Genomic DNA, 16824 nt, shown 5'->3' with positions numbered 1-16824 from the left:
AAAGCCCTGTTGTTCGCAACAGGGCTTTTTTACGTCTCACGCCATTGCGCTGCGCGCTGCCGTTTGCCGGCGGCGAAACCAGCCCAGCAGCAGCAGGGCCGGAATGTTCATCACAATTCCATACAGCAGGGCCATCAGGGCCAGCTCGCCGGAGTTGAGCTGGGTATAGGCCACCACAATGGCGATGGCGGCGTTCTGAATGCCGGTTTCAAAGGCCAGGCTGCGACAACTTGGCTGGGCACAGCGTGCCAGGCGTGCCAGCCCATAGCCGGCCGCCAGGGCCGAGGTGCACAGCAGCAGCATGGCCAGCGCCGCCAGACTGAGCAGGGACGGCAGCTGTTCACGATGGCGCGCCACCAGCACGATGAGCAACAGCAAAAACGTCAGGCTCACGGTTTTTTTCAGCCGTGGCTGGTGTCGCTCCACCCAGCCCGGCCTGCACTGGCGTATCAGCATACCGAGTATCACCGGCACAATGCAGATCAATGCCAGTTGTGCCATGGCCGGCCCCAGCGGCAGGGCCAGGCTGGCATCCTGCTGGCCCAGCCAGCCCAGTTGCAGCATCACTGCCACCGGCATCCACAAGGGCGCCAGCAGGCCCACCAGGGCGGTGAGACTGACCGACAGGGCGGTGTCGCCGTTGGCCAGAAAACTGAACAGGTTGGAGGTGGCGCCCCCGGGCGCGGCGGCAATCAGCACCAGGGCGGCGGCCACCAGTGGCGGCAGTGCCAGCAGGAAGATCAGCCCCCAGGCCAGCAACGGCAACAGCAGCCATTGCAGGGCCAGCCCCAGCAGCAGCGGGCGGGGGCGGCGCAGCAAGTGCGTAAAATGGCCGGCTTCCAGGGTCATGCCCATGATCAGGGTCATCAGCGCCAGCATCAGTGGCAGCAACAGGTTAAGCAGGGGTTCGGCCATGATCGTATTCCGGAAGTAAAAGCCGGCATACTAGCATGGTGATGTTACACGGCACTGAGCTGCGTCACTGTTTCAGGCTAACACGCTGCTCGAACTCCCCCTCGGCTGGGTTCCACTTGAGGTAATACCAGGGCTTGTCGGTTTGCCAGACCGGAAAGGTCAGCTCGATTTCGTTGTCTTCATAACGATAAAGGGAGGTACTGAGAGTGACCTCGCTGGCCAGGAAAAAGGCAACCAGCAGTAGCAGCAGCAGTTTGATCAGTGCGCCCATGGTCTCGTCCCTGTGGTGTGGCGGTGATACAAGCATATCAGCTGCCGGCACTTTCGCCCCGGCAGCGGCGGCACCGGCCGTGGGCTTCAATGGACTGACTGGTAATGGCAAAGCCGTGCAGCTCGGCCTGGTGCTCAAAGGCGCGGTTGATGGCCTCGTCGTGCAGCTCGATGACCTCGCCGCACTGGGTGCAGATCAACAGTTGCATGGGGTGGTGCTCGGCAAAGTGATCGCAGAACAGAAAGGCATTGAGCGACTCCACCTTGTGCACAAAGCCCTGGGCCAGCAAAAAGTCCAGCGCCCGGTATACCGTGGGTGGCTTGGCGCTGGGCTCCAGCTCCTTGAGCTGATCCAGCAACTCGTAGGCACTGACCGCCCCCTTGTGTTCGGCCATCAGGGCGAACACATGACGGCGGGTGGGCGTAAAACGCACTCCGCGCTGTTCGCACAGCTGCTCGGCACGTTTAAGTTGTTGTGTTATGGACATAAATCAGGCTCATCGCTAGGGCTTCTGGGCGCATATTAACACAGCCGGCGGCCCCTTCCTGCCTTCAGGGTTGGGTCTGTGAGCATGCTTGGGTATAATGCGCGCCCCGTTGTTCAAAAAGTCATCACGCCCATGAGCCATTATCCCAGCGCCCGTTTCTCCGTTGCCCCATGCTCGATGGGGCTGACTTTTAAATAAGCCTTTGTTTTTATTGGACTGGTTAATTCCTTGGGATACTTATGGATCACCGAGGATCTGATTAAACGTACTTTCTGTCCCCTGCTACTACCCAGTATCCCACCCGTTCCCAGATTCCCTGCAGCAAGCTAAGCGGACTTTTGATCTGCCTGCATCAAGCTCAAGCGACTTGACGCCTGTTGGCAAAAACTCGGTTTGACAGGGCGTAGGAAAGCTTTCTATCGCTTGATGAATCAGTGATCGCGTAGCGGATTTATCCTGGCCTGCCGTTTCGCTGGGTCTTTATGGGCTCCGCCCATACCCGCCAGGGCAAAGCCCTGGACCGTCATATTTAACCTAGGGCTTGGTAGCTGGCGATATCACGTCGTGCTGGAGGAGCCCCCTCATAATTCGGTGTTCCAAACGCATTAACGCCAGGCGGGCTCAGTTGCGGCCAGGCTCTTGGGCTATTCTTCCATTCGGCGGCTTGTAACGTCATAATGAAGCGGTTTCATACGATTCCATTCGACTGGCGGAGATCATCTTCACAGGGACGAGGAGAGGCAAGGTCGCCAAGAATTTCCAGTTAAGTATTTACCTTTAATGAAAAAGTTAAATTCAATCGCATTCTTAATTTTTAAGAGTTCGTGCAAGAATATATGTGCACGCAGGTATTAAAATTATTGGGTGGAGGCTAATAACAATTGAAGCGAATACTTAGCATTTTTCGACGTTCCAAAAGAAAAGTTGATGTCAACCAGGTTGCACGCCGTGAGGTAAAAAAGGTAGGCGCGACTGCGGACAATCCTATTCAAGACCCAGTAGATGACGCATTAGGGAGGGCGAAAGTTGCCAAGAATTTCGCGAGCCAGCTTCTTTCCTTGGATGTGAGTGAGGGCGTGGTTGTGGGGGTTTTAGGGCCCTGGGGTTCTGGCAAGACTTCATTTGTAAACATTGCTCGTACGTATCTGGATGATTCGGGAATTGCTGTACTTAATTTCAACCCTTGGATGTTTAGCGGGACTGAGCAGTTGGTTGACTCCTTTTTCGTTGAGATATCAGCGCAGCTTCGACTTACCCCAGAGCTGTCTGAGGTTGGCAAAGGCTTGGAGGAATACGGAGAAGCATTCGCCGGCATGGGATGGTTGCCATTGGTAGGCCCCTGGATAGAGAGAGGGCGAGCAGCAACAAGCCTAATTTCCAAAATGCTTCAGCATCGCAGGGAAGGTGTTGGTAGCCGGAGGGCTAAAGTTGAAAAAGCTCTTCGAGGCTTGAGTAAGCCTCTTATCGTTGTGCTTGATGATATCGACCGACTCACCACTGGAGAAATACGGGATATATTCAAGCTGGTGAGACTGACAGCGAACTTTCCAAACATTATATATGTGGTGGCTTTTGACCGTGCGCGCGTTGAAGAAGCCCTCGCCGAGCAGGGCATTCCCGGCCGTGATTATCTTGAGAAGATTCTTCAGGTGGGGATCGATCTCCCGGAGGTGCCACCCAAGGCCCTAATTCATCAAACTCTCAAGGCGATTGATGACGCTCTCTCGCAGGTGGATCAGAAGGGAACGTTCGATGAGGACTCTTGGCCCGATGTGTTCATGGAAGTGATTCGCCCCTTGGTACGGAACATGCGCGACGTTCGGCGTTACGCAGCTTCTGTTCATGGTACTGTTACAGGATTGGGTGGCCAAGTTGCTTTGGTAGATGTACTTGCTTTGGAAGCCGTACGGGTTTTCCTGCCTGATGTGTTTCGAAGGCTGCATATATCCATTGATGGTTTAACCCAGACTAGTAATTTTTCTAGCAGTGGTAGCGATGACTCGCCGTACCTAAAACAGCAGATTGAACAACTCATTGATTCGGCTGGTGCGCACGCTCCTGTTGTACGAGACGTAATAGAACGTCTCTTTCCCGCTGCTCTAAGTCATATAGGCGGCTCATGTTACGTACCGCAGTCGGCGCATAGATGGCTTCGAGAACGGCGAGTGGCGCATGAGGATGTGCTTAGGTTTTACCTGGAGAGAGTGCTTGGGGAAGGGCTTCAGGCCTTCACGCATGCCGAAGAAGTTTGGGCCCGGATGCTAAACAGAAAGGCCCTAGAGGATTATTTTCGTCTTATCGAGCCGGAGATGTGGGAGGATGTTATTTCGTCTCTGGAGGTTTACGAGGACGAATTTGAACCAGAACACGTTATTCCTGGAAGCGTAGCTTTGCTTAACCTTCTCCCTGACCTGCCAGAAAGGGAGCGAGGTATGTTTGAGTTTGGCTCAGCAATGGTTGTCGGGCGGGTGGTCTATCGGTTAGTGCGGACTATAAAAACTCCTGATAAAGTTGAAGAGGCCGTTCGGAGGATTTTGCCGGAACTCAACACTTTATCGGCGAAGAATAAACTCATTACGATAGTGGGATACCGCGAGAATGCTGGGCATGAGCTTGTAAGTGAGGAGGCCGCTCGCCAGCTAGAAGCGGAATGGCGGGCCGAAGTTCGAGCTGCTGCACCATCAACCTTGACTAAAGAGCAAGATCTACTTCGGGTTCTGATGAATGCGAAACGGGATGCGAGCTCTAATGAAGCTCTTCTTGTGGTTCCTGACTCTCCAGCAATAGTACTTCGACTATTGCGTTCAGCTCATAGCTACGCTCTGAGCCAACAGATGGGAACCCGTGCGGTACGGCGGTCTCCCCGGCTAGCGTGGGATGTGTTAGTCGAAATATGCGGTGGAGAAAGAGAGTTGGGCGAACGCATAGCGCAGCTCAGGCCGGTTTGCCCCAAAGGTGAACTTATGTATCTCGAGCTTGCAGAGAAGTATCTAGGTGGTTGGCGACCTGGTGATTTCGGGGGCGACTAAACCGCGGATGTCGTAATGATATTTGTTTGAAAGTGGCGGCTGGCCAGCCGCCACAGTGAAGAATAGTCACGTTGACCGCCTGACGATCCTGGGGCCGCTTGGTTCGGCTTCCATAACAGGCGGCAACTCTTTCTTCAGCCTTTCCACCAGCTCTTCCGGCTCTGTCGGGGGCAGCCTGCTGATCAGTCTGAACACCTCACTCAGCCTCACTTTATACAATGTTTATTGTTGGCCAGATAAAACATTGGAATGTGAAATACACCCACGTAAACGGCCGGAGAGGCAGAGCCGGCGGGGCTTTGCGATCCTTGCCGGATCCTGCGCTGCCCCGCCGTAATTTCATTTTTCTTCAAAAAAGATCATCCGTTGAAATTCTGCTTTCCCGGCCGCCGCCAGTGGGTTCATCTTCACCGCGTCTTCCAGATGGTGGGGATGAAGTTGCTACTTCCAGTCAACTGCTATGCCTACAGATTGCCTGATACAACAGATGCCCATCAAGGAGCTGGAAGAGAGATGGTGGGCCCCTTCTTTGCTGCCTCCTGATTTTGATTTTGTGTGTATTGGTGTGTATATTGATGGCACTTGATTAGGAGGTTCTATGACGTCAGGCGACCTGATCAAGGAATTGAAGGCCGCCGGCTGCGAGCTTAAACGGCAAGGCAAGGGGAGCCACGAGATCTGGTACTCACCCATCACGGGCAGAACCTTCCCGGTGCCGCACCCGAAGAAATCGCTGCCGGTCGGAACCATCAAGTCCATTAAGAAAGCGGCGGGGATTTGATCCCCCCGCTCCTTGGGTCTGACACAGAATTTAGCGGAGGTGCTTATGTTGTTTTCAGTCGGTGTTGAATATCCGTCCCACGACGGGGAAGCGCTCGGCCTGGTGGTGCCTGCGCTCTGTAATGATGACTATGCCTGCTTCAGTGCCGCCGACAGTGAAGAGCAGGTGAAGTCCATGGCCACCGAGGCCATTGCCATGGTGGTAGAGGAAATGGTCAGCAATGGGGTCAGTGTCGACAACATTAAGGACATGGGCCCACGCCAGTATCGACAGCTTGAGGACTACAGCCACTGCGACGGCTGGCTGTTGCTGGATGTGGATCTGACCGAGTTTATGGGCAAGCCCAAGCGTATTAATGTCAGCTTGCCGGACGGCCTGATCCAGCTGATTGACTCCCGGGTGAAGGCCTCAAAGGGGCAATACCGGGACCGCAGTCACTTCCTGGCCGTGGCCAGTCGCCATGAGCTGGAAGAGCGCAGCACTTCGAGCTGATCAGCTTCCGCTTGCTCGTCGCTGGTTGGCCGCCGGCTGCGTTCCGGTCTTGGCCAATTTCCCGAAGGTGCGGGACTCCTGATACACTATCGCCTTATCTTTTTTGACGCGCACTATGCAGCGGTACCGTATGACGCCCGCCGCTATTTTGCGCTTCTCTACTGTAAAGCTGGCCATGTTTCCTCCATCAGGTATCCCATTTGTAAGGGATACCGCAGCCCGAAAAATGCCTGAGACCAATGCCAAATGACTAAGATTGTAAGAGATTCAAATACAAGGAAAAACCAGAGCGAAGCCGCTACGGCTGGCGGTTTCAGCTCTGGCAGGTTTTCTGTTGCCCCCATGTTGGACTGGACCGACCGTCATTGCCGTTATTTTCACCGGCTGATGAGCCGTCACGCCCAGTTGTATACCGAAATGGTCACCACCGGCGCCATTATTCACGGCAAGGGCGATTATCTGGCCTACAACGACGAAGAGCACCCGCTGGTGTTGCAATTGGGAGGCAATGACCCGCAGGCTCTGGCGCACTGTGCCCGGCTGGCGGAGCAGCGCGGCTACGACGAGATCAACCTGAACGTGGGCTGCCCGTCGGATCGGGTGCAAAACGGTCTGTTCGGCGCCTGCTTGATGGCCCATCCCCACACCGTGGCCGAGGGCGTGGCGGCCATGAAGGCGGCGGTGTCCATTCCGGTAACGGTGAAAACCCGCATCGGTATCGACGAACAGGACAGCTACGAATTTCTGTGCACCCTGGTAGACAAGGTGGCCGAGGCCGGCGTCGATGCGCTGATCGTACATGCCCGCAAGGCCTGGCTGCAGGGGCTGAGCCCGAAGGAAAACCGGGACATTCCGCCGCTCGATTACGACCGGGTTTATCAGCTCAAGCGGGATTATCCCGGGCTGACCATCGCTGTGAACGGCGGCATCAAGACCCTGGAAGAGGCTAGGGTTCATCTGGCGAATCTGGATGGCGTTATGCTGGGGCGCGAGGTGTATCAGAACCCGTATCTGCTGGCCCGGGTGGATGCCGAGCTGTTTAATGACGAGCATGAGGCGCCGAGCCGCCACCAGGTGATCCGCCAGCTGTTGCCTTATATCGAGCGGGAGCTGACGCAGGGCACCTATCTGGGCAATATTACCCGCCACACCCTGGGGATTTTCCAGGGCATGCCGGGGGCCCGGGCCTGGCGTCGTCATCTCAGTGAAAATGCCCACAAACGCGGCGCCGGCCCCGAGGTGGTGGAAGCGGCCATGGCCAGGGTGCCGGAAGAAAGCGTCGTCTATAGTTAAACCATCCCCTGATGCCGAGGAGGTTGAACCATGACACACACGCTTGCCGAAGAATTTCCCGAGCACGCCGAGCACATTACCGCGCTCAAGCTCAACGATGAGGAGTTTGCCCGTCTTGCCCGGGAATATCACAAGGTGAACCACGAAATAGAAGGCCTTGAGGCCTGTAACCTGCCGATTTCCGATGCGGAGTTTGAAAGCCTCAAGCTCAGGCGGCTGGAGTTAAAGGAGCAGATCTATAAAGGGTGGTTTAACGGCCGGGGCTGAAGCACCAGACGACAAGAGCAATGGCAACACCATTGCTCTTTTTAATTGTGTAAACCTATCAAATTAAGCAGCCTAAACGATTTCACCTTTGTTCTGTGTCGGGTAATAATGAGTCCAATTCCAAACAGGCAGCACAAGGACTCAATATGATGACAGACAAAACCGGCCAGCGCGTACCCCAGGTGACCTTTCGTACCCGCCAGCAGGATCAGTGGACCGACATAACCTCGAATGAACTGTTCAGTGGCAAAACCGTGGTGGTGTTCTCGCTGCCCGGCGCCTTTACCCCCACCTGTTCGTCCACGCACCTGCCGCGCTACAACGAGCTGGCGCCGGTGCTGTTTGAAAACGGTGTGGATGAGATCATCTGCATGAGCGTGAACGATACCTTTGTGATGAACGCCTGGCTGGCGGATCAGGAGGCCGAGCACATTCGAGTGATCCCCGACGGCAACGGCGAATTCACCGAGGGCATGGGCATGCTGGTAGACAAGCGGGAACTGGGCTTTGGCCAGCGTTCCTGGCGCTACTCCATGCTGGTGAAAGACGGGGTGATCGAAAAAATGTTTATCGAGCCCGAAAAGCCCGGCGATCCCTTTGAAGTGTCCGATGCCGACACCATGCTGGCCTATATCAACCCGGAAGCCGCCAAGCCCTCGGCCATTACCCTGTTCAGCAAGCCGGGCTGTCCTTACTGCGCCCGGGCCAAGCAGATGCTGCTGGAGCGCAACATGCGCTATGAAGAGGTGATCATCGGCCAGGATGCCACCAGCATCAGCCTGAAGGCGGTGTCCGGTCGCACTACCGTGCCCCAGGTGTTTATCGACGGCCGCCATATCGGCGGCAGCGACGAACTGGCCGCCCACCTGGGCTAATAAACGGATTAGCAACCACAGGGATTGCCGGAACCGACCGTCACATGCCATGGATGGCATGTGCCTAGCGCTACAGGGAAGTACTTGCAGCGTGTCGGTGAAGGTAACCCTGTGGTTGCTTTGGTTGCACGTACCTTTCCATTCTCACCAAAATCGGGGATCATGCCGCAAAGGAATGAATAACCATGGTGAAAAGGTGAATTTACGGGATCTGGAATACCTGGTGGCGCTCGCGGAAGAGCGCCACTTTCGCAAGGCGGCGGAAAAGTGTTTCGTCAGTCAGCCCACCCTCAGCGGCCAGCTGCGCAAGCTGGAAGACGAGCTGGGCGTGCTGCTGATGGAGCGTACGTCCCGCAAGGTGCTGTTCACCCCGGCGGGGGATGCCATTACCGCTCAGGCCCGCCGGGTGCTGGCGGCCACCAAGGAGCTGCGCGATATCGCCCGCACCTTTACCGAGCCCATGTCGGGCGAGTTGCATATCGGGTTGATTCCCACCGTCGGCCCCTACCTGCTGCCCCATATCATTCCCGCGCTCAGGCAGCATTTTCCCGAGCTGCACATCTTTCTTTACGAAGCCCAGACCCAGGTATTGCTCAAACAGCTGGCGGACGGCGAACTCGACTGCCTGATCCTGGCCCAGCTCGACAACATGGACAACTTTGGTGCGCTGGCGCTGTATGACGAGCCCATGTTGCTGGCGGTGCCTGCCACCCATGCCTGGGCCGGGCGGGAACAGATACGGCTTAACGAGCTCAAGGGCGAGAAACTGCTGATGCTGGAAGATGGCCACTGCCTGCGGGATCAGGCCATGGGCTTCTGCTTTGCCGCCGGCATCGGTGAAGACAGCCATTTCAAGGCCACCAGCCTGGAAACCCTGCGCAACATGGTGGCGGCGGGCTCGGGGCTGACCCTGATCCCGCAACTGGCGGTGGGAGAGCAAAGCAGCGACGCCGGGGTCAGCTACCTCAGGGTGACCGATCCCCAGCCCAGCCGCACCATTGCCCTGCTGCACCGGGCTCACTCGGTGCGCCGGCCCTGCTTTAACGAAATGGCCAAGGTGATCAGCACGCTGCTGCAAGAGCGCTTGCCATAAAAAAGGCGCTGCTCATGCAGCGCCTTTGTCTTTCCGTTAGCCGGCCTAAAACAGCTCGTCGGTCACGCTGGTGCCGCCAAACTGCTGATGGCTGTCGGGGCGGCTGTAGCGGCGGGGCTCGCTGCCTTTCACGAAATACTCGGTGTGCCCTTTGCCGTTGCTCAGCAGGCCGGTGCTGGTATCGATGCTGACGCTGACCAGCTCGGCGGGACGGGGCCGTTCGCGCTCCGGAAAGTGCGACAAGGCCACCTTCATGTAATCGGCCCAGATCGGCAGGGCCGTGCTGCCGCCGAACTCGCCGCCGGCCACCTGATCCCGGCCCAGGTTGGGATGATAGGCGGTGCGGCCGAGCGGCCGGCCAAAGTCGTCAAAGCCCACCCAGGCGGTGGCGACCCGGTCTGGCGTAAAGCCCGAAAACCAGGCATCCCGGGAGTCGTTGGTGGTGCCGGTTTTACCGGCGATGTCGCTGCGCCCCAGGGCGCGGCCGGCGCGCCAACCGGTACCGTTCCAGCGGCGATCACCGGTCACTCCGCCCTGAATGGCCGAGCCCAGCGCCGAGCTGATAAGCCAGGCGTTTTCCTCGCTGATGATACGCTGTTGCTCGGGCGCGGCCCGGTACAGCACCACCCCTTGGGCGTCTTCAATGCGTTCCACCACAAAGGGCGAGATCTTGTTGCCGCCGTTGGCAAAGGCGGCGTAGCCAGCGGCCATTTGCAGCGGCGTGGCCGAGGGCGAGCCCAGCGCCAGGCTCTCGGTGGCGGGAATGCGGCTGGTATCAAAGCCAAAATCGTTCAGCCGCTGCATGGCGTTGGCGATGCCGCTGTCCCTCAACAGACGGATGGACACCACGTTTTTGGAGCGGGCCAGGGCCTCTCTAACCCGAATGGGGCCATCATAGACATTGGGGGAGTTGCGCGGTTTCCAGGCGTTGCCGCTGCCCGCGTCCCAGTGGTTGATGGGGGCGTCGTTCACCAGGCTGGCCAGGGTAAAGCCGTGATCCAGGGCGGTGGAGTAGATGAAGGGTTTGATGTTGGATCCCATCTGGCGCTCGGCCTGCTCCACCCGGTTGAACTTGTTGAGGGTAAAGTTGAAGCCGCCGACCAGGGCGGTGACGGCGCCGGTGACCGGCTCCAATGCCACCAGGGCGCCATTGATCTCGGGCTGCTGGCCCAGCATCCAGCCTTCGCCGAGCGGGCGCACCCAGACTTGTTCGCCCGCCTTGAGAATGTCCCCGGCCCTTGAAGGTGCCTTGCCCTGGCGGTTGTCGGCGATATAGGCACGCGCCCATTTCAGGCCATCCCACTCCAGTTCGGCGGGGCCGCTGTCCTTGATGAAGACCGTGGCGCTGCGCTCTCCCACCTTGGTGACCACCGCCGGCTTCAGGGGCCAGTAAGCGGGCTGCTCTTCCAGGTGCTGTTCAATCTGCGCTTCGCTCCAGGCGTTGTCGCCCTGCCACAGCGCGGCCACCGGGCCTCGGTAGCCGTGGCGCAAATCGTAGGCCAGCAGACCGTTAACCAGGGCCTGGTTGGCGGCCTGTTGCTCGTCGGCATGCACCGTGGTGTAAATGTTCAGGCCACGGGTGTAGGCCTCGTCCCCAAACATGGCCAGGGCAAACTGGTGGGCCATTTCCGCCAGGTAGGGGGCGTTCAGGGTGATTTCGGCGCCGTGATAACGGGTGCGCACCGGCGCCGCCATGGCGTCTTCATACTGGTCTTGAGTGATTTTGCCGGTTTCCAGCATGCGTCCCAGCACCACCGCCCGGCGTTCCTCGGCTCGGCGCGGGTTGCTGATGGGGTTGAGGGTAGACGGGGCCTTGGGCAGGCCGGCGATCATCGCCATTTCCGGCAGGCTCAGATCGCTCAGCTCCTTGCCGTAATACACCTGAGCGGCGGCGCCCACGCCGTGGGAGCGGTGGCCCAAGGGAATTTTATTGAGGTAGAGCTCAAGGATCTCGTCCTTGGTCAGTTGACTTTCAATGTGCAAAGCCAGAACAATCTCTTTTACCTTGCGCACTATGGTTTTTTCCCGGCTGAGGAAAAAGTTGCGGGCCACCTGTTGGGTAATGGTGCTGGCGCCCTGGCGCTTTTCCCCCGTGGTCAGCCACACCATGGCCGCGCGGGCAATGCCCACCGGATCGATACCCGGGTGCTCGTAAAAGCGGGCGTCCTCGGTGGCGAGAAAGGCGTCGATGAGCAGGGGCGGCATTTGGTCTATGGTGACCGGCGTGCGGCGTTGCTCCCCATACTGGGAGATCAGTTCGCCGTCCTGGCTGTAGATGCGCATGGGAGTTTCCAGACGCACGTCCTTAAGGGTGGAAACATCCGGCAGATCGGCACTGATTTGCTGGTACAGAACAAAAAGTGCAACCATGCCGGAAAGGCCAAGGAAGAAAGCCAGGGCAAGCAGGCGAACGAGCCATTTGAGCATGTAATAAAACCCGGTAAATCATTTTTTAACCAATTGACGGGCAAGTATATCCTGTGAGCGCCGTGTTATTCGAGCGCTTTTGGTTTTATTTGGTTTTATTTTATGAAATGACTATAAGTACAAATGAGTCCACCTAAGCTTAGGGGCGCCAACAAAAACAACGACATGGATGCTTATGTTTAGTCTGACGGGAAGACGGGACGTACAGTGGATGGTGGGGGTGGACTTCGGCACCGGCAGTCTCAAGGCGGTGCTGCTCAAGGGGCAAAGGGAACGCATACAGCTCGCCGCCATGGCCAGTGTTCCCACGCCGGCTCACAGCATCATTGACCACCAGTTGCAGGACATCAATGCCGTGGGCGAAGCGCTCAAACAGCTCAGGCGTCAGCTCGGCAGCCCGGTTGGCAGGGTCGCCACGGCGGTAACCGGCAGCAGCGTGACCAGCAAAATCATTTCCTTTCCCCGGGGTCTGAGTGACGATGACCTGGAGCACCAGGTGATGCTGGAAGCCGGCCAGCACATTCCCTTTCCGCTGGAAGAAATCAGCCTCGACTACGAGCGCCTGGGCCCCGGCCAGGCGCACCCCGACCGGGAAGACATTCTGCTCAGCGCCGCCCGTACCGACAGCATCAGCTCGCGCCTGGCGGCCCTGCAGCTGGCCGGCTGGGAGACCAGCGTGGTGGACATCGGCGTGCACGCCCTGGCCCGGGCCGCGCAGGCGTTGCTGCAGGCGGAACAGGCCAGCGTCGGCCTGTTGGCGCTGGCCGATATCGGTGCAGAATGCCTGACCTTTGGCGTGATGGCGCGGGGAGACGTTATTCACAGCCGGTTGCAGAACTTTGGCGGAGCCCATTTTACCCGGGAGATCAGCCAGCTCTCGGGCATGCCGGAAAGCCAGGCCGACACCGCCAAGGTCCAGTACGGCCTGCCTGAGCCGCTGCTGGAGGAGGCAAGGCAGCATCACATTACCGCCATTCTTCAGCATCTTCGTCGCAACCTGCAGATCTTTCAGAGCGGCGCCGGCAGTCAACCGCCCCAGGCGCTGTTGCTGAGCGGCGGCGGCAGCCAGCTGCCCCAGCTGGCTCAGGTGCTGGAGCAAGAGCTGGCCATGCCGGTGCTGGTGCCCCGCTTTGAGCGACTGCTGGGCGGTGACGATCGGCACTATGCCGGAGCGGCGGCCTACACCACGGCACTGGGGCTGGCGCTGAGGAGCTTTACACCATGTCCAATATAAACCTGCTGCCCTGGCGGGAAGGGCGGAAAGTCCGGCAGAAAAAACGCTTTATGCTGCTGCTGGCGGCGGCGGTGGCAGTGACCACCCTGGTGATGGTGCTGATTAACCTGCGCATTGGCCAGCTTGAGGCGCATCAGCAGGAGCGCAACCGCTTTTTACAGCTGGAAACCGTCAGGCTGGATCAGGTGCTGGGGGAGATCAGCGCCATTCGCCAGCAACGGGAACAACTGCTGGAGCGCATGCGGCTGATAGAGCAGTTGCAGCACCGGCGGGCCTTTTCGGTGCGGTTGTTTAACCAGATGCCGGGGCTGGTGCCCGCCGGGGTATACCTGAGCTCGCTCAACGTGGATCGGGAGCGCATTGAGCTGGTGGGCAAGGCCGAAGCCTATCCGCGGGTGGCCAGCATGCTGCGCAGCATGGAGGACAGTCGCTGGCTCACCGAACCCCGGCTGGGCTCCATTTACGCATCCGACAGCCAGCCCATGGCCCTCAGCCAGTTTTCCATGAGCGTTAAGGTGGCCGCAGAAGGGAGGCAACCATGAACTGGCAAGAGCTGAATGATCTGGACTTTGACAACATCGGCCAGTGGCCAAGATCTGCCAAGGTGGCCACCCTGGTGATACTGTGCGCCCTGCTGGCCGGGCTGCTGGGACAGTTCCTGATCCGCGACAGTCTGGCGCAGCTGGAGCAGGCCCGGGCCCAGGAAGCGTCCCTCAAGGCCACCTTTGAAACCAAGGCCCGCCAGGCGTCGGCCCTGCCCGCCTACGAGCAGCAGATGAAAACACTGCAGGTGCGCCTGGAACAGGAGTTGCGCAAGTTGCCCAACCAGCTGGAGATCGCCGGCCTGCTCGATGACATCAGCTTTATTGCCACCAATAACGGCCTGCGTCTGGAGCGCATTAACTGGGAGGCGGAGCAGCCGGGGGAGTTTTCCACCGAGTTGCCCATGCGCATCATCGTCCGTGGTGACTATCATCAGCTGGGCCGGTTCGTGGCCGGCGTGGCGGCACTGCCGCGCATCGTGATCCTCGACAGTTTCAGCCTCAGCCACCAGAGCGGCGAACAGCTGGCCATGAGCATGCTGGCCAAAACCTACAAATACAACGAGCAGGGGGAGCGATGAGGGGCCCACTGATCTTGCTGCTGGTGGTGCTGGGCCTGAGTGCCTGCGCCGAGGAAGAGGATCTGCGCCGTTACGTGGCCGAGGTCCGCTCCCGTCCGGCGGCGCCGCCTGAAGCCATGCCCGAGATCAATGAATATGTGCCCGCGGCTTATGTACCGGTCCGTGAGCGCAGTCCCTTTGTCACGCCCCGGCCGGAAAGTGCCAGCCGGGGGCCGCTGCCGCGGGATTGCGAACAACCCGATAGCAACCGGGAAAAACAGCCGCTGGAGCGCTATTCCCTCGCCAATCTCGCCATGGGGGGCACATTGCAGAATGACGCCGGCATTCGGGCGCTGGTGGTGTCCCGGAATGGGGAGGCCCACCTGGTGGCGCCCGGAGACCGGCTGGGGCTGAACCATGGGGAGGTGACCGCCATCAGCGGGGAGCGGATCACCCTGAAGGAATACGTGGCCGATGGCCGGGGTTGCTGGAGCTTGCGGGAAACCACCCTGGCGCTGACCGGCGAATAACAATAAATGAGTTCGAATAATCATGTTTGCAGGGAGCACACATCATGGGAATAACGACGGCCGCGCGGCTGAGTGTCTGTCTGGCCGCCTGGCTGATTGCCTGGCCGGCGCTGGCGGTGAGCCTGGAGCAGTTTCGGGTTAATCCGCTGACGGGCGATCAGCTGGTGCTGGAACTGGAATTCGACGGGCCACCCAGGGTGATCGAGCGGCTGAGCCAGAGCCCGCCGAGCCTGGTGCTGCAGCTGCCCGGGGCCAGCTCGGCACTGCTGGAAAACCACATTCCCATTGAGCGCCAGGGCATTTCCGCCATTGACGTTCGTCGTGCCGGGACGGTACTGGAGGTGGTGATCCCCATGGCGCGGGTGCAGCCCTACCGGGTGCAGCAGCAGGGCAATACCCTGCAGGTGTTGCTGGGGGAGGGAGTGTCTGCCCCTGCCGGCGCCGGTCACCCGCTGCCGCCCGGGGCCATCAACGGCATTGCCGGCATCGACTTTCGTCGTGGCGCCCAGGGGCAGGGGCAGCTGGTGATCACGCTTGAGCGGCCGACGGCGGCGGTGGATCTGCAACAGCACGGCCGGCGGCTGACCGCCAGTTTTCACAATACCCACATTCCCGACGCGCTGCGGCAAACCTACGATGTGAGCGACTTCGCTACCCCGGCCAGGCGCATTCAGACGCGCCGGGAGCGGGAAAACGTGAGAATGACGATCGAGACGGACGGAGACTTCGTTTACCAGTATGAGCAGCGCGGTCGCGAGTTTGTGATCGAGCTGGCCCGGCCGGCGGTGGCGGCCGGTGCCAGCCGCGCTGCCAGGGGCGGCAAGCCCATCTCGATGAACTTTCAGGATATTCCGGTGCGTACTGCGCTGCAGCTGATCGCCGACTTCAACAATTTCAACCTGGTCACCACCGACTCGGTGCAGGGCAACCTGACCCTGCGGCTGGACGGCGTGCCCTGGGAGCAGGCCCTCGATACCATTTTGCAGGTGCGTGGCCTCGACAAGCGCCTGGACGGCAACATTCTGCTGGTGGCGCCGGCGGCGGAGCTGGCGCAACAGGAGCAGCAACTGCTGGAAAACCGCCAGGCCCAGGAAGGGCTGGCACCGCTTGAAACCGAGTTTCTGCAGGTCAACTATGCCAAGGCCATGGACGTGGTGGCCCTGCTGACCAACGAAAGCACCAGCCTGCTGTCGGAGCGGGGCGCCATTGCGGTGGATGACAGAACCAACATGCTGGTGCTCAAGGACACTCGGGAAAACATCGAAAACATTCGCCGCATGCTGGCGCTGCTGGACATTCCCATCAAACAGGTGGTGATCGAAGCGCGCATGGTCACCATTAATGAAGGGCTGGAGGAGGACCTGGGGATCAACTGGGAATACCGTAACGACACCACGGGTTCTCATAACCGCACCGAAGGCAACCTGAATATCAACCTGCCCACGACCAGCGAGGGAGGATCCATTGGCTTGCAGATCGCCAAACTGTCGGACGGCACCATTCTCGATCTGGAGTTATCGGCGCTGGAGCGGGAAAACCGGGCCGAGATTATCGCCAGCCCCCGGGTCACCACCTCCAGCCAGAAACCGGCGTTGATTCAGCAGGGGGTGCAGATCCCCTACAGTACCGTCAGCGAACAGGGCACCAATGTGGAGTTTGCAGATGCGTTTCTCAGCCTTCAGGTGACTCCCCAGATCACCCCCGATCACCGGGTAGTGCTGGATTTGATCGTGACCCAGGACAGCGTGGGAGAATTTGTTCCCCAGGCGGACGGCTCCATTGTTCCCTCGATTAACGCCCAGTCGGTGACCACCCAGGTGCTGGTCAGCGACGGCGAAACCCTGGTGCTGGGGGGCATCTATCAGCAGGATATTTTGCGCAATGTCACCAAGGTGCCGCTGCTGGGGGACATTCCGGTGGTGGGGCGGCTGTTCAAGAGCACCTCGGACACCAACCGCAAGCGGGAATTGATTATCTTCGTCACCCCCCGTATCGTGCACGACAGCATCTAGGAACCGGGGCCGATCA

General features: G+C 59.1%; 16 protein-coding genes. 12 read left to right on the top strand and 4 right to left on the bottom strand.

What is annotated here, in order from left to right; all coding sequences use genetic code 11:
• Positions 1-36: 36 nt before the first annotated feature.
• The 3 genes from GU3_RS15425 to zur form a co-directional block, all read right to left on the bottom strand.
• A complete protein-coding gene (locus GU3_RS15425; protein ID WP_014293464.1) occupies positions 37-915 on the bottom strand; it encodes a bile acid:sodium symporter family protein in 879 nt (292 codons plus the stop codon).
• 64 nt (positions 916-979) lie between these two features.
• A complete protein-coding gene (locus GU3_RS15420; RefSeq protein ID WP_014293463.1) occupies positions 980-1186 on the bottom strand; it encodes a hypothetical protein in 207 nt (68 codons plus the stop codon).
• 37 nt (positions 1187-1223) lie between these two features.
• Entirely contained in the window at positions 1224-1673 is a 450-nt protein-coding gene (zur, locus tag GU3_RS15415) for a zinc uptake transcriptional repressor Zur (RefSeq protein WP_014293462.1), read from the bottom strand.
• Positions 1674-2554: 881 nt separating this feature from the next.
• Here zur and GU3_RS15410 point away from each other — a divergent pair.
• The 7 genes from GU3_RS15410 to oxyR all read left to right on the top strand — a co-directional run bounded on the left by GU3_RS15410 (position 2555) and on the right by oxyR (position 9503).
• Positions 2555-4702: a P-loop NTPase fold protein gene (locus GU3_RS15410; RefSeq protein ID WP_014293461.1), complete on the top strand. Its 2148-nt coding sequence runs from the start codon at positions 2555-2557 to the stop codon at positions 4700-4702.
• A 598-nt stretch (positions 4703-5300) separates the two neighbouring features.
• Positions 5301-5483, top strand: a complete 183-nt coding sequence (locus GU3_RS15405) for a type II toxin-antitoxin system HicA family toxin (protein ID WP_014293460.1) — start codon at positions 5301-5303, stop codon at positions 5481-5483.
• A gap of 45 nt (positions 5484-5528) precedes the next feature.
• On the top strand, positions 5529-5975 hold the full coding sequence (locus tag GU3_RS15400; protein WP_014293459.1) for a type II toxin-antitoxin system HicB family antitoxin: 447 nt from the start codon (positions 5529-5531) through the stop codon (positions 5973-5975).
• Between the two features lie 246 nt (positions 5976-6221).
• Complete coding sequence (gene dusA, locus GU3_RS15395; RefSeq protein ID WP_083829491.1) at positions 6222-7268, top strand: tRNA dihydrouridine(20/20a) synthase DusA; 1047 nt, start codon at positions 6222-6224, stop codon at positions 7266-7268.
• A gap of 30 nt (positions 7269-7298) precedes the next feature.
• Entirely contained in the window at positions 7299-7535 is a 237-nt protein-coding gene (locus GU3_RS15390; protein ID WP_014293456.1) for a YdcH family protein, read from the top strand.
• 146 nt (positions 7536-7681) lie between these two features.
• A complete protein-coding gene (locus GU3_RS15385; RefSeq protein ID WP_014293455.1) occupies positions 7682-8410 on the top strand; it encodes a glutathione peroxidase in 729 nt (242 codons plus the stop codon).
• Between the two features lie 196 nt (positions 8411-8606).
• Positions 8607-9503, top strand: a complete 897-nt coding sequence (gene oxyR, locus GU3_RS15380) for a DNA-binding transcriptional regulator OxyR (RefSeq protein ID WP_014293454.1) — start codon at positions 8607-8609, stop codon at positions 9501-9503.
• Between the two features lie 45 nt (positions 9504-9548).
• Here the strand turns inward: oxyR and GU3_RS15375 are convergent, their stop codons facing one another.
• A complete protein-coding gene (locus GU3_RS15375) occupies positions 9549-11930 on the bottom strand; it encodes a penicillin-binding protein 1A (protein ID WP_014293453.1) in 2382 nt (793 codons plus the stop codon).
• A gap of 175 nt (positions 11931-12105) precedes the next feature.
• Here GU3_RS15375 and pilM point away from each other — a divergent pair, with 175 nt between their 5' ends.
• The 5 genes from pilM to pilQ are packed head-to-tail and all read left to right on the top strand — an operon-like array spanning position 12106 to position 16808.
• Complete coding sequence (gene pilM / locus GU3_RS15370; protein WP_041543336.1) at positions 12106-13164, top strand: type IV pilus assembly protein PilM; 1059 nt, start codon at positions 12106-12108, stop codon at positions 13162-13164.
• On the top strand, positions 13152-13706 hold the full coding sequence (locus tag GU3_RS15365) for a PilN domain-containing protein (RefSeq protein WP_014293451.1): 555 nt from the start codon (positions 13152-13154) through the stop codon (positions 13704-13706). Before pilM ends, GU3_RS15365 begins: the two co-directional genes overlap by 13 nt.
• Positions 13703-14287, top strand: coding sequence for a type 4a pilus biogenesis protein PilO (locus GU3_RS15360; protein WP_014293450.1), 585 nt, complete (start codon positions 13703-13705; stop codon positions 14285-14287). Before GU3_RS15365 ends, GU3_RS15360 begins: the two co-directional genes overlap by 4 nt.
• A complete protein-coding gene (locus GU3_RS15355; RefSeq protein WP_014293449.1) occupies positions 14284-14796 on the top strand; it encodes a pilus assembly protein PilP in 513 nt (170 codons plus the stop codon). The genes GU3_RS15360 and GU3_RS15355 overlap by 4 nt, the downstream gene beginning before the upstream one ends.
• Positions 14797-14840: 44 nt before the next feature.
• Entirely contained in the window at positions 14841-16808 is a 1968-nt protein-coding gene (pilQ, locus tag GU3_RS15350) for a type IV pilus secretin PilQ family protein (protein WP_014293448.1), read from the top strand.
• Positions 16809-16824 lie beyond the last annotated feature (16 nt).

It is taken from the genome of Oceanimonas sp. GK1 (genome assembly GCF_000243075.1).
Lineage (GTDB): Bacteria > Pseudomonadota > Gammaproteobacteria > Enterobacterales > Aeromonadaceae > Oceanimonas.
Note: the sequence above shows the minus strand (reverse complement) of the source record. Positions and strands in the feature narration are given on the sequence as shown.